The sequence below is a fragment of the Sellimonas sp. genome (genome assembly GCF_047234585.1).
Lineage (GTDB): Bacteria > Bacillota > Clostridia > Lachnospirales > Lachnospiraceae > Sellimonas > Sellimonas caecigallum.
In genome coordinates this window covers 26,042-39,119 of the sequence record NZ_JBKSWG010000012.1, presented here as the reverse complement: position 1 = coordinate 39,119, position 13,078 = coordinate 26,042, and the positions used below count along the sequence as shown (strand labels likewise).

General features: G+C 46.1%; 12 protein-coding genes. All 12 read right to left on the bottom strand.

What is annotated here, in order from left to right:
- Positions 1-153 precede the first annotated feature (153 nt).
- The 12 genes from ACLROL_RS06485 to ACLROL_RS06430 all read right to left on the bottom strand — a co-directional run bounded on the left by ACLROL_RS06485 (position 154) and on the right by ACLROL_RS06430 (position 12,915).
- Positions 154-1,332, bottom strand: coding sequence for an anti sigma factor C-terminal domain-containing protein (locus ACLROL_RS06485; protein WP_087201497.1), 1,179 nt, complete (start codon positions 1,330-1,332; stop codon positions 154-156).
- A gap of 13 nt (positions 1,333-1,345) precedes the next feature.
- Positions 1,346-1,834, bottom strand: a complete 489-nt coding sequence (locus ACLROL_RS06480) for an RNA polymerase sigma factor (RefSeq protein WP_158095398.1) — start codon at positions 1,832-1,834, stop codon at positions 1,346-1,348.
- 189 nt (positions 1,835-2,023) lie between these two features.
- Complete coding sequence (locus ACLROL_RS06475; protein WP_087201493.1) at positions 2,024-3,049, bottom strand: M42 family metallopeptidase; 1,026 nt, start codon at positions 3,047-3,049, stop codon at positions 2,024-2,026.
- Positions 3,050-3,135: 86 nt separating this feature from the next.
- Positions 3,136-4,005: an AAA family ATPase gene (locus ACLROL_RS06470; protein ID WP_413067518.1), complete on the bottom strand. Its 870-nt coding sequence runs from the start codon at positions 4,003-4,005 to the stop codon at positions 3,136-3,138.
- A 12-nt stretch (positions 4,006-4,017) separates the two neighbouring features.
- Positions 4,018-4,623: an ATP-binding cassette domain-containing protein gene (locus ACLROL_RS06465; RefSeq protein WP_087209871.1), complete on the bottom strand. Its 606-nt coding sequence runs from the start codon at positions 4,621-4,623 to the stop codon at positions 4,018-4,020.
- A gap of 1 nt (position 4,624) precedes the next feature.
- The gene (locus ACLROL_RS06460) at positions 4,625-5,398 is read right to left on the bottom strand and encodes an ABC transporter permease (RefSeq protein ID WP_288723491.1); all 774 of its coding nucleotides are present in this window, start codon (positions 5,396-5,398) and stop codon (positions 4,625-4,627) included.
- Positions 5,376-6,416 (bottom strand): ABC transporter substrate-binding protein, encoded by a 1,041-nt coding sequence (locus ACLROL_RS06455; protein ID WP_087201484.1) that lies wholly within the window; start codon positions 6,414-6,416, stop codon positions 5,376-5,378. The genes ACLROL_RS06460 and ACLROL_RS06455 overlap by 23 nt, the downstream gene beginning before the upstream one ends.
- A 111-nt stretch (positions 6,417-6,527) precedes the next feature.
- Positions 6,528-8,363, bottom strand: a complete 1,836-nt coding sequence (locus tag ACLROL_RS06450; protein ID WP_087201482.1) for an amylosucrase — start codon at positions 8,361-8,363, stop codon at positions 6,528-6,530.
- Positions 8,364-8,378: 15 nt separating this feature from the next.
- The gene (locus ACLROL_RS06445) at positions 8,379-9,707 is read right to left on the bottom strand and encodes a glycoside hydrolase family 32 protein (protein ID WP_413067517.1); all 1,329 of its coding nucleotides are present in this window, start codon (positions 9,705-9,707) and stop codon (positions 8,379-8,381) included.
- An 81-nt stretch (positions 9,708-9,788) separates the two neighbouring features.
- Positions 9,789-10,649 (bottom strand): carbohydrate ABC transporter permease, encoded by an 861-nt coding sequence (locus tag ACLROL_RS06440; RefSeq protein WP_087201480.1) that lies wholly within the window; start codon positions 10,647-10,649, stop codon positions 9,789-9,791.
- Positions 10,649-11,521, bottom strand: coding sequence for a carbohydrate ABC transporter permease (locus tag ACLROL_RS06435; RefSeq protein ID WP_287449324.1), 873 nt, complete (start codon positions 11,519-11,521; stop codon positions 10,649-10,651). The genes ACLROL_RS06440 and ACLROL_RS06435 overlap by 1 nt, the downstream gene beginning before the upstream one ends.
- A 17-nt stretch (positions 11,522-11,538) precedes the next feature.
- Positions 11,539-12,915 carry an ABC transporter substrate-binding protein gene (locus tag ACLROL_RS06430; protein ID WP_413067516.1) on the bottom strand — a complete coding sequence of 459 codons (1,377 nt, stop codon included), beginning with the start codon at positions 12,913-12,915 and terminating at the stop codon, positions 11,539-11,541.
- Between the last annotated feature and the right edge of the window lie 163 nt (positions 12,916-13,078).

Below are 13,078 nucleotides of genomic sequence, written 5' to 3'. Positions count from 1 at the left end.
TTATGTATCTTATACTTTTTTTCTTTCCATGTGCAGACGAGATCCCACTTCGCCGCACTTTTTTCACAAGTATATTTTAGCATGAATTTTTCTTCAAAAACGCACCTTCACATTTTTTTAAGAATTTTCTTTTGAAAGAGGTCTGCCGCGCTGCTATCTGGAATACTCCGACACTTTGACGTCCAGTATGTCCATACCGTCAATCTCCCCAGAAGCGATAATATCCAGTATGTCCTGCCTCTTTCCGTGGATCTGCATACCTACGATATGTATCCCTTCTTTTTTTACTGTCTCCAGCTCCTCTTTGTAGTCGACAGATGACCATCCGGAAACTGCATCTGTCATCATATCGATAAATTCGCCCCGCTCACTCAGGTACTTCAGCATGGACTCATAGTGAAGTGTCCATTTCTCTGCCCGATCGCCGGAATCCATATCCTCCCCCAACGTCCAAAGATACGGATATTTCTGATTTATCTCTTCTGTCTGATCCGGTATGATCCCGGCACGGTCAAAACCGAATCCGTTCATCTGAAGTGCTCCTGTTTTTGATTCAACATAGTTATAGATGATCGATACACCCTGATATTGATCTGCAAATTTCAGCATTTCTTCCACCGTCTTTGCCTCTGGAAATGTAATATTGACCGCCAGGTAAGCAGATTCCGGAAGCGCTGCAATATGCTCTTGCTGATTTTGAAGCTCGGCTTTTGCCAGATCCATGGACGTGTCGTCTTTACCTTCATATATTACCATCCCAAGCTTCGTCCCAATGGCATGATATATCGATGTTCCTTTGAAAGACCTTTCCACGTTTCCGCTTTCTTTGACCTTGCCCCGCACCAGATTGATATAGGCCTTTTCTTCCTCCCCTGTAAAGAGTCGCCCCCATGTAACAGAAAGTCCATATTTTCCGAACCAGTCCGGCTCTGCGTGCGCTTGATTTACAATATATCCCGGATTGTGCATCTCGGTGTAGACAGAGAGGTCAAGCATCAGTTGTCCGTCCCCGCCATAAATCTCCCGGATTCCTTTGTTTGGATTGTAGAAAATCTGGCTGCATATCAAGTTGATCAAAAGTATGATTGCGATCAGGACTGCCGCCCCCGAAAAAGAATAGAAAAAGACTTTTCGGTTCACTTTCCCTTTGATCCGACGGATATCTTTCGCATCGGCTTCCTCAATTTCCAGTCCTGTCCGCTCCTCCTCAAGTGTTTCCTCCAGATAGACACTGATGGCCTCAAATTTCTCGATATCCTCTTCGATCCTTCTCGTCTCTTCTTCCGTCGTCTGTCCCTGTCTGTATTTTTTCAACAATTCTTCGTAATTCATGGTATACCTCCTTTCACTCTTCTGCCTCCATCCACTCTTTCAGTTTCTTTCTCGCCCGAAAAAGTCCTGTCTTTACAGATGCTGTCCCTTTTCCGGTAAGCCGGGCAATCTGTGCGATGCTCATTTCTTCAAAGTAAAACATGAAGATCATCTCCCGGTATGCATCCGGCAGTTTCTGGATGCAGGAATATATTTTTCTCGCCTCTTCCTCTCGGATCAGATGTGCCAATGTATCTTCAAGATCATCTGTCTGTTTATCCGACAGTTCCTCGCAAGGATGTCTCTTCCTCCTTCTCATCTGGTCAAGAAAAAGATTGCGGCAAACAGAAAATAGCCAATATTTCACGCTTCCGCTTTTCGTTTCCAACGAAAGGAGCGCTTTGTAAAACGCATCGCTTGCCAGTTCTTCCGCGTCCTGCCTGTTCCGGGCAAGCGAAAGCGCGTACAGATATATGTCTTTGTAGTAAAGCCTGTAGATTTCTTCAAGCTCATCTTTTTTCATAACGCCTCCCCTTCCCTTCTCCGTTGATATCTCATCGGACATCTTCGGCATTTTCCTCTGAGTGTCTGTATCTATACAGAAAACGTTTTTCTTCCAAAAAGGTTACACGAATCTCCCATGAATTACAAAAGTACCGGTATACAAAGGAGCCGATTCTGTCTGTCCTTTATATGCCGGTACTGCTTTATCCTATCCCAAATATTCTTTTAAAAGAAGAAGTGTGTTCTTTGCCCCGTCCACATGGCTTCTTTCATATCCGTGGGAAGCATAGACTCCTGCTCCTATCAGCCCATGGCGGACATCATATCCTGCCGTGAGCGCCGCCTCAGCATCAGACCCGTAGTGTGGATATACGTCTACCGCATAATCCGCACCGGCTCGTTTTGCCGCTTCGATCAGGTTGGACACCACTTCATAGTTGTACGGCCCTTTGCTGTCTTTTGCACAGATGGATACCTGATGTTCTCTGCAGGCAAGTCCTTCCCCGACACACCCCATATCCACGGAAAGTACTTCTGTCACGCCTTCCGGAATGGATGCGGAACCGCCATGTCCTACTTCTTCATAGACGGTCATATGCATGTAAATTTTTCTCTCCGGCACGACGTTGTCTTCCCTGATATGCTTTGCATATCCAAGGAGTATCGCAGCACTTAACTTGTCATCCAAAAACCGACTCTTGATATATCCGCTCTCGGTAATGACTGTTCTCGGTTCGAAACAAACGAAATCTCCTACTGCGATACCAAGCGCCTCCGTCTCCTCTTTCGTAAATACTTTCTCATCCACTACCACTTCCATCACATCATACTTCCGCGGTGTGTCCGCATATTTTCCGTTTACATGCACAGAGGCGTTGCAAAGCTGACATGTTCCGTCAAACATTTTGCCGGACCGTGTCCGTATTCTTACCGTCTCTCCTTCTGCGCTGTTGGCGTCGATCCCACCTACCGGGCAGATCTGAAGACATCCGTTTCCTTTGATCTGAGTGACCATAGCTCCAAGCGTATCCACATGCGCTTCCAGGAAAACTGCATTGTTTTCATCTTCTCCGCCAATCTCGGCGATGACTCCGCCCTTCACTGTACGGTAAGCATGAAATCCAAGTTTTTCAAACTCTTTCAGAAGATAATCCGTAGCCTCCTTCGTATACCCGGATGGGCTGTCGATGGCGAGAAGATTTTTGAGCTGTTCTTTTACATACTCCATATCCATTTTGTATTCCCCCTTCTTTTTCTGCTGTTTTCTGTCATGTCATCCCGGCATAACCTTATTTATTATACCAGACAAAAGCAGACAAGTCACTGCCTGCTGCTTGTAAATTCATCTTTATACTTTTCAAAAAACTCGAAGTAGGATCGCACATTGGGAAGCTCCGTCCATCTTTTGACATCCACTGGATTTTCATCCAGATCATAGATCCGAGCTCCTCGGATAGCCAGGAGAAACGGCGAGTGAGTCGCGATGACAAACTGGCAGCCGAAAAACCTCGCCGAATTCTGTAGAAATTCTGCCAGCTCCTGCTGGCGCTTTGGCGCAAGACTGTTTTCCGGCTCGTCGAGAAGATAAAGCCCATCATCCTTTATTTTTTCCGTAAAGTAGAAAAAAGCGCTCTCCCCGTTTGACTGTTCTCTTATGTTCTCCATCAGATTTTCCCGTACATAGCGAGACTGGGTCTTGCTCCTTGCCATATTTACTTTTTTGAGCTGCTCATAATCTTCCAGTGAGCGCATCTGAAAATGGGAGTACTTTGCATTCAGGTATTCGTCAAAAAGCGCTTCCCTTTTTCGATCGATCCCCATGTTCATCTCTCGTAAATGCAGCATGTAATCAAACACATCGTCGCTTGTGATGATGCGGCTGTCTGCGGGTATGCCGGAGCGGATCTCGCAGTCACACATGGCAGTATAGTCTTCAAAAAAACTGGAACGGTTATAGAGTGTGTCCCTCTTCAGCCCAATCTTCTCAGCCATGACGTTGAGTGCTGTGGATTTCCCGAATCCGTTTCCCCCGTAAAGGATCGTGACCGGTTCAAATTCCAGATACCTGAGCTGATGGCTTGACAGGATCTGAAAGGGATAGACGGTATTGTAACAAGTTCGTTTCAGCTGCATCAAAAACGTGTATTCCTGCTCAATATCAGGAAAAGTAAATTCTTCCAGATAGACCATCCTTTTCCTCCTTTACTGGCTTTCTCCCAACCGATAGATTTCTCCCATCCTGAGTGCTTCCTCCTCCTCATGCGTCACAAACAGCACAGTCTTTCCTTCACAGGATTTTTTCGTGTATTCCATGATCTTCTCTTTCATTTCTTTATCAAGCCCCTTAAAGGGCTCGTCCAAAAAGAGCACATCCCACTCTGCATACAGCGCCCGAAGGAGGGCAACCCTTCTTCTCATGCCTCCGGAAAGCTCCCGCACCGGCTGATTTTCACATCCGGAAAGTCCCACAGCCTCCATAGCTTTGCGTACTTCCTCCCGTTCCTTTTTCTCCTGCCTGTGGACGCTTTTGCGTCTTACAAGCCGTATATTTGCAGACGCACTGAGATTCTCACAGAGTCTGTCTTCCTGGAACACAGCGCTTTTTTTCATATCCTGAAGCCCTGTCACACTGCCGCTGTCACACTCCTCCAAACCCATCAGTATTCTAAGAAGTGTTGTCTTCCCTGTTCCGGACGGCGCCATAATGCACGTCGTCTTCCCTTTCGGGATAGACAGTGTAAGACCGGAAAAAACTGTGTTGTCTCCGTAGGATTTTGTCAGATTTACGATCTCAATGGCATTCTTCATGCTATTCCATCCTTTCCATCCGATATACCAGCCTGTCTACTATCCATAGAAACAGCCTTTCAAACACGAGACTAATGACGATGATCACAACTGTCCACGCAAAAAGGTCGGGTGTATTCAAGTAAACTTTTGCTTCGTAAAGCTGTTCCCCGATGGATCCGTCCGGTATGCCGATGACTTCTGCTGCGATTCCCGCTTTCCAACAAAGCCCAAGCCCTACCGAACACCCGGTACGGAAAAAAGGCAGTACCTGCTGCACATAGATATACCGTATCCTGACACTTTCCGGGATGTCAAATACTTCCGCCATCTCCAGAAGTTTCGCGTCCATACTCTTGATGCCGTCCAATACATTCGTGTACAGGATCGGAAACACCATCAAAAATGAAATGACAACAGACAGATTTTCCGATGAAACCCAGATGAGCACAAGAATGACAAATGATGCCACCGGGACTGCCTTGACTGCCAGAACTGCTGGTGCGAGAAATTCCTGAACCCTGCGAAACCTGGATGAAAGTCCGGCACCTATGACAGACAGAAACATTGCCAGCAGAAATCCTCCGACGATCCTCATAACGGAAAACCCGATGGACTGCCAGAACAGTTTCGTCCGGATCAGTTCCAAAAGTCTCAGCAATACAGCAACAGGAGATACAAGCAGTATCTCCTGTCCAATCCACATACTGACTGCCTGCCATATCAGCAGCCAGACCACTACAGCCCATATTCTGATTTTTCGTTTTTTCTCTCTATCTGCTGTAATAGAAGTCATCTTTCGGCAGTGCTCCTCCTATGGATTTTGGATTTTGTTCGGAAAGAACAGCAAGGTATCCTGAAAGCTGCTCTTTCATATCATCTCCATCAACAAATGTGATATTGCATTTCGGAAGCGCTGTCTTTGCGACTTCTTCTGTCACGATCCCGTATTTTCCAACGAGCTTTGCCGCCTCTTGCGTATTTTCATTTACATATTCCACAGATTCTTCATAGTTATCCAAAAAGCTCTCTACCGCCTCCGGATTCTCCTTTACGAAATCTGTCCTGGCAACGACAACACCCGTGAGCAGCGCGCTTTTTTCCTCTTTTCCCTCCTGAATCTTATCCCACTCTTCCGTGAGATCCAGAGCCACGCGAATGTTTGGGTTCTTTGTCTGCGCTGTCGTAACGAAAGGTTCCGGAAGCATGGCGATGCCATTTGGATCATTTGCCAAAGCAGCCACGCACTCAGAATGTTCACTCTTCCATTCGATCTTCACATCTGATGCCGGATCGATCCCATTAGAGCTTAAAATGTAGGAAAGAGCATATTCCGGTGTGGAGCCTTTGCCGCTTGCATAGATGGTTTTTCCTTTCAGATCTGCCGCAGACTGAACGGTATCGCCACTTTCCACGATGTAGAGTACACCGAGGGTGTTGATTGCAAGCACCTGTACTTTTCCCTTTGTGTTATTGTAGAGAACAGATGCCAGGTTCGCCGGGACAGCCGCGATATCTGCCTCTCCCTGCACAAGCTTCGGTGTGACTTCGTCTGCCGATGCCGCGATCTGGAATTGATACGTATTGTCATCCTCCAGTGTTCCTTCGTCGGAATCATTCATGAATTTGACCATTCCCATGGCTGTCGGCCCTTTCAGTGCCATGACATTTACCTCCACCGGGTCTGCCTTCTGTTCCTGTTTTGTCGTCTCTTTTTTTCCTTCTTTGTCGCTGTCCTGACCTTTTCCGCCGCATCCCATCAGCATGGATGCTGTCATAGCCATGACGAGCAGGATTGAACACAACTTTTTCATAATACTCTCCTTTCTGGTTTTCTATATTCTCAGATATAAATATAATAAATCAATTTATACTTTCATACAAGGAGTTTTTTCTGAATCTAGTTTTGCTGTGCTCGTTCCTGATTACCTGTCTGATCTTAACCAGTAGAATCCGTGCTTTGGAACTGTGATATTTTCCACAGTCATCTTCCTTCCTGTCAGAAGATCTACAAACGTTCCCTCTTCTTTCATCCACGCAGTCTCGTCTCTGCTGCCAAAGTTAAATATTCCGAAAAACACATCTTTTTCTGTTCTGCGCATGATACAAAGTACGGCGTCATTGTGGACATCGTATGTGTAGACCTCCGCCGAGGATCCAAACACATTCTCCGCCTTTCGGATTTTTTCCAGGCGGTTCAGCCCCTGGAAGACTTTCCCTTGCATAACCGTTTCATCACTGCGCTTTTTTGCAAATTCCCACAGAAATTTTCCGCGGTGAATGTAGCGGGAATCTCCCGCCTTGTCCGGGTCTTCTTTGTAGCTATAGTCATTTATCTGTCCGATCTCATCTCCGCTGTACAGCATAGGGATCCCGGACTGGCAAAAAATATATGCGTGGAGCATGAGATCCAGGGCAATAGCATCGTCAAGTTTTTCTTTATCCTTCTCAAATCCGGCACTCTCAATTCCGGACATAGACGCGGTTGTCCCGCAAAATCTGGCATCACATGTTACCGGATCATCATTGTACAGTTCGCCCCTGCTCACACTTCCCTCAATCTTTCCGGTAAAATAGTCATTCAGAAATCGCTTGTGCGGGATTTCTTCCATTTCCCACTCTTTGAGTGAAGAAAAATCCAGTCCCCATCCTATGTCGTCATGACATCTGAGATAATTCAGGAATGTATATTCCCGCGGCAGTGTATATACCATATCCATCTGTTTCCTGAGAAGACGCACGTCCTTGGTTGCGACGGTATTCCATATCGTTGCCATTGTCGTCACATTGTAAAGCATATGGCACTCCGGTTTCTCCACTGTCCCGAAATACGGAGCTACTTTCTCCGGTTCCATCACGACTTCTCCCAGAAGCAGTACGCTCGGACATACGATCTCGCTGATCATGCGCATCATCCGCACGATCGTGTGGACCTTCGGAAGATTCCTGCACTGGGTTCCCAGTTCTTTCCATATGTAGGGAACTGCGTCGATGCGGATGATATCTATCCCCTGATTTGCCAGGAAAAGGAAGTTGTACATCATCTCATTGAATACCCGTGGATTTCTGTAGTTCAAATCCCACTGATACGGGTAGAAAGTAGTCATTACATAATGTCCCGCATCGGGAAGCCATGTAAAATTCCCGGGCGCTGTAGTCGGGAATACCTGCGGCACTGTCTCCTCGTATCTCCTTGGTATCTCATCACTGTCATAAAAGAAATATCGGCTCATGTACTCGCTTTCCCCTCTTCTCGCGCGTACAGCCCATTCATGTTCTTCCGACGTATGGTTCATGACAAAATCCATACATACATTCATACCTTTCTCATGGCAGGCATCCGCCAGGGATGCAAGATCCTGCATCGTCCCAAGATCCGGTTTCACTTTCCGAAAATCCGCCACCGCATATCCTCCGTCGGAACGACCTTTTGGAGAGTCCAGGAAAGGCATCAGGTGGATACAGTTCACATTGCATGATTCCAGATAAGAAAGTTTGCCTTTTACTCCATTCAAATCTCCGGCAAAGTTATCGATGTAAAGCATCATTCCCAGCATGTCATTTTTCTTGAACCAGTCGGGATTTTTTTCTCTTTGCATATCCCTTTTTCTTAGCCGGGCATTCCGTTTGCAGTAAAACTGATACAGATTATCGCACAGTTCTGCAAACATATCCCCGTTTTCATACAGTTCCATGTAAAGCCATCTCAATTCATCATGGTGCCGTCCCAGCCGTCTCTGAAATATCTCATCTTTTCTCATAATTTCCTCCAAGAATCACATGTTGCTTTCTGCCGCATACAGACACCATGTGCCCGATGGTTTCCCTTTTATTTCTGTGCTCAATCCATATACGACGCTGCTCAATACGTATTCTCCGTTATTTACATAAATCTCGATCAGATTCTGATCCACATAGATGTCTAAATGGTTTCCTTCTCTGATCTCAGGAGTCTCGGCCTGCATCCGCCAGCTATCATGTGCGGCAAACACCGCTGTCCGGTCTGTGATGATACGTTTTCCTTTTCTCCAGATCTTATATCCTCCAATATCGAGCATTTCCCCTGCTTTAAGATCCAGGCTCAGCCTGTACCCTGCTTTTCCGGCTTCCGCCGGGGAAGCGATCTGCTTTTGATAAGCCTTCTCCACATTTGGATGAACCCGAAAATAAATGTGTTCTCCTTTTCTCTCCACAACGCGTGGGATACAGAACATTCCTCGCCATCTGCCCTCCACAGCTTCCGGCATCCGCATCCATCCTATCATCACACGGCGCCCGTCTTTATCAACAGTACTCTGCGGTGCATACAGATCAAGTCCATAATCCACAAACTGAAAATTCTCTGAAAACTGCACAGAACAGCTGTGCTCATCAAATTCTATCGGAAGACAGACCGCATGATTTGCCTCCCTTTTCCCATCATTCACTACTCCCATAGGAGAAAGCATTAACACATCTCCGCCTTCAGTCCGGAACAGATCCGGGCATTCCCACATCCATCCAAGTGTCGTCTCCTTTGTCACGCGGCTTACCGGCTTCCACTCTATCAGATCCATACTTCTGTAAAAGAGAAGCTGCCCTCTGTCATCCTTCATCCTGCTTCCCAGTACCATATACCAGGCATCCTTCCCTCTCCACACTTTGGGATCTCGCGTGTGCGTGCGATCCGCCTGTTCACGGTCTGAAAAAGGCGGAATAATAACCCTCTTCCCGTTGAAATTGTCGAAGGAAAATCCGTCTTCCGAACAAATCATCAGCTGAGTGGATTCATATCTGTCATTCGGATTTTTGTGTATATTTTCTGGGTTTACAACGTCATAGTGTACTCCGGTGTAATAAAGATACATCTTGCCGTCATGCTCAACCGCACTTCCTGAAAAACAGCCATTTTGATCTTCGTATCGAGTAGGGAAAAGTGCAACCCCGCAGTGTTCCCAGTTTACCAGATCAGGGCTCACTGCATGCCCCCAATGCATCGTTCCCCACTTCGGGGCATACGGAAAATACTGGTAGAAAAGGTGGTACAATCCTTTATAATAGATAAAACCGTTGGGATCGTTGATCCAGTTTCCCGGTGCTTTTAAATGTATTCTGTCTTTTTTCATATCTGTCATTTCTCCATTATATTTGTCTGTGATGAGGCAAAAGAGGGTACGCACAGCTATACCCTCTTACCATTTCTTTCTCTATTTCACTGCACCTGCAACAACACCGCCGATGATCTGTTTCTGAAGGACGATATACAAAATGAGAATCGGGAGAACACATAACAGCAGTCCTGCCATGATCGTTCCGTAATCTGCAGAATATGTACCATAGAAACTATATGTAGAAAGCGGCAAAGTCAGAAGCTTTTTATCTGTCAGCACAAGTGACGGAAGGAGGTAATCATTCCAAAACGCCAGTGAATTGAGGATTACCATCGTTGAAATGATCGGCTTCAAAAGCGGAAGCACGATCTTGAAAAATGTCTGTGAATGGGTGCATCCATCAATGTAAGCTGCTTCCTCCAACGCAATCGGCACATTCCCCTTGATGAATCCGTGGAACATGAATACCGACATGGCCATGGAAAATCCGGTGTGCATGAATATCAACGTCAGTCTGTGGTTCAGTATGTTCAAAGTACCGCCGTAGATGCTTACCAGAGGGATCATGATTGCCTGGAACGGAATGATCATGGATGCAACCATCAGCGCAAATGTGATCTTGGAAACGATATTGTTGTTCCGCACGATGTAATATGCCAGCATTGACGCCAGAAGCGTCACAAGTACGGTCGCAGTAACCGTTACGATCAGAGAGTTTTTGAAAGCATTCAGGAAATCCATCTGTGTAAATGCTTTTACAAAATTGTCAAAGGACAACCCTTTGATCGTAAACAGCCAGGAGAACGGGCTTTTGATAATATCCCTCTTCTGTTTGAGAGAGTTTATCACGACCATGATGAAAGGAAACATGTATGCGATGAATATAATGATCAGGCCGATCATTGCCAGGGCATTTGCCGCTTTTCTCTTTGTTCCTCCGATTGTCGTCTGTTTCATTATGCTTCCACCTCCTGTTTCTTTGTCAGGTATACCTGAATTCCGCTGATACATGCTACTACAATAAACAGAATCAACGCTTCCGCCTGTCCTACGCCAAACTGTCTCGATGTAAATGCCTTTTCATACACGTGCATAGCGGCCATCTCTGTTGTCCCGTAAGGTCCTCCTGATGTCAATGAAAGGTTGACATCGTAAACCATGAATGCTTTTGACAATGTGAGGAACAGGCAGATTGTGATGGACGACATCATAAGCGGAAGGACAATGCTCTTCATCTTTACCCATCCCGACGCTCCGTCGATGCTGGCCGCTTCCATTACATCCTCACTCAGCCCCATGAATCCTGCCACATAAATCAGGATCATATAACCGGAAAGCTGCCATACGCTCACAAGGACCAGGGCTGCAAACGCCAGGTTCGGATCGGAAAGCCAGGACGCCTCAAACATTTCCCACCCGGTACTCTCCCCGATGCTTACAAATACTCTGGAGAACACGAACTGCCAGATATACCCCAGTACGATACCTCCGATCAGGTTTGGTGTGAAAAATCCTGCCCGGAAGAAATTCTGTCCTTTTATTCCTCTTGTGAGTAAATATGCGATCACAAATGCGATCACGTTTACAAGAATCACTACCACGATCACATATTTGAAAGTAAGGAGCAGTGATGTCCAGAATTCTTTATCACGTATCACGCCTTTAAAGTTCTCAAACCAGATAAAATTTTTTACTTTGGAAACCCCATCCCAGTCGGTAAATGTCAGGTATATTCCGTAAATAAACGGTACGATCACGACCGCGAAAAAACAGAACATTCCCGGCAGTCCGAACATACAGAAATCTTTCCCTTTGTTTCTTGATTTCATATTTTACCCCTTCTTTCCTATTCCTGTTCTGCCCAGTAGTCTTCGATAGACTCGATCAGTTCATCTCTGTCACTGCGGCCCGCCAGATATTTCTGCATTGCAGCGCCGAGCACTGACCAGTGGTCATTCGGAACGATCGCTGATGCGTTGAATGCCTCTCCGCTTTGTACCTTCTCATAAATATTTCTGCTGAGCGGGTCCATCGGTTCGTATGGGTTATTCTGGAACGGCGGGATCAGATTACATGTATACACAAGCATCTGCTGTCCGATTTCACTGTATACGATCCAGTTCAGAAACTCTTTTGCCGCTGCCTGCTCTTTCTCGGAAGCCACCTGGCCATCCAGCATAACCTGCTTGGACGGAGATCCCTGAATCTGCTGGTTTGCAAAATCATTTGGATCGTTGTTCATAAAATACGGAAGGAAGCCATATTCATCGTCTGTCTCTGCACCGCCTTCCTCAAGGTTTGGCCATGCCCAGTTTCCGTTTAACCAAAACGCGGTTTTTCCATCTGCCAGATCGATGGCCATCTCATCGTAGTCCGCCCCGAGAGGGTCTTTTTGTGCCACATTGTATTTTTTGAGAATATCAAACATGTTCAGGAAATCGCTCATTCTGCTGTAGCTCTTAAGATCCAGATCGCCGTCTTTGATCATCTCGATCACTTCCTGAGCACCGGCGGATGTTCCGTCATACGTTTCGTACACATACTGTAACTGGTGCGCTCCAAGTGACCAGTCTTCCTTTGCAAGAGAAATCGGTCTCTCCATTCCGGCCTTCTTCAGCTTCTCAAGCACCTCCACAAAATCATCCTGTGTTTTGATTTCTGAAGGGTCAAATTCTTCTCCCAGTGTCTTCTCGATAGCTGACTTATTGTAAATGATTCCTCTGCCTTCAATGCAGAGAGGGAGACTGTACACGTGTCCATTTACCTCGGTTAGGTAACCTTCCGCTTCCGCTGTCCACGCTTCGTTCGACAAATCTGCCGCTTTTTCTTCGGCCAGAGCGATGACATCTGTTGTATCCAAAATCGATAATGTCGGCGGTGTTCCGGAATTGTACAGGCTGACTACCTTCGTATAAGGAGAATCCCCATCTGTTACCGGCATGATTTCCACATGTACCCCTGCCTTTTCCTCAAATATCTTGGCCATCTCCTCCAGGGCCGTCTGGATCTCTGCTTTGGAATTCAAAACAGAAATATTTGTTCCTTTCAAACTAGAATCATACTCAAATGTATCAATAGAAGTATCAATCGGAATCTCCTCTTCCACCTCATTTGGATCATCCGGGTCGCTGGCGAAACCAAACGTACAGCCTGACAGCGTTGTCACTGCCAACACAGCTGTAAGCGCTGAGGCCAGCACCCTTGCCACAAGTTTTTTCTTCATTGGCTTTCCCTCCGTTTCTCTCACATCCATCATTTCGTCAATTTATGTAACCAGTTAAGTAACCGGTTACTTTATGTTCCAATCATAGCATTGCACATACAGTATGTCAAGGAAAACAAGGAAGTTTGTGAATGATAGACAATTTTCTATTCAGGCCATTATA

What these genes read in the sequence shown, in the direction of transcription:
- ACLROL_RS06445 (WP_413067517.1), bottom strand. Translation starts at nt 9,707, where the DNA reads ATGAAAAAAGACAGAATACATTTAAAAGCACCGGGAAACTGGATCAAC.
- ACLROL_RS06480 (WP_158095398.1), bottom strand. Translation starts at nt 1,834, where the DNA reads ATGAAAAAAGATGAGCTTGAAGAAATCTACAGGCTTTACTACAAAGAC.
- ACLROL_RS06460 (WP_288723491.1), bottom strand. Translation starts at nt 5,398, where the DNA reads ATGACTTCTATTACAGCAGATAGAGAGAAAAAACGAAAAATCAGAATA.
- ACLROL_RS06475 (WP_087201493.1), bottom strand. Translation starts at nt 3,049, where the DNA reads ATGGATATGGAGTATGTAAAAGAACAGCTCAAAAATCTTCTCGCCATC.
- ACLROL_RS06430 (WP_413067516.1), bottom strand. Translation starts at nt 12,915, where the DNA reads ATGAAGAAAAAACTTGTGGCAAGGGTGCTGGCCTCAGCGCTTACAGCT.
- ACLROL_RS06485 (WP_087201497.1), bottom strand. Translation starts at nt 1,332, where the DNA reads ATGAATTACGAAGAATTGTTGAAAAAATACAGACAGGGACAGACGACG.
- ACLROL_RS06440 (WP_087201480.1), bottom strand. Translation starts at nt 10,649, where the DNA reads ATGAAACAGACGACAATCGGAGGAACAAAGAGAAAAGCGGCAAATGCC.
- ACLROL_RS06455 (WP_087201484.1), bottom strand. Translation starts at nt 6,416, where the DNA reads ATGAAAAAGTTGTGTTCAATCCTGCTCGTCATGGCTATGACAGCATCC.
- ACLROL_RS06465 (WP_087209871.1), bottom strand. Translation starts at nt 4,623, where the DNA reads ATGAAGAATGCCATTGAGATCGTAAATCTGACAAAATCCTACGGAGAC.
- ACLROL_RS06450 (WP_087201482.1), bottom strand. Translation starts at nt 8,363, where the DNA reads ATGAGAAAAGATGAGATATTTCAGAGACGGCTGGGACGGCACCATGAT.
- ACLROL_RS06435 (WP_287449324.1), bottom strand. Translation starts at nt 11,521, where the DNA reads ATGAAATCAAGAAACAAAGGGAAAGATTTCTGTATGTTCGGACTGCCG.
- ACLROL_RS06470 (WP_413067518.1), bottom strand. Translation starts at nt 4,005, where the DNA reads ATGGTCTATCTGGAAGAATTTACTTTTCCTGATATTGAGCAGGAATAC.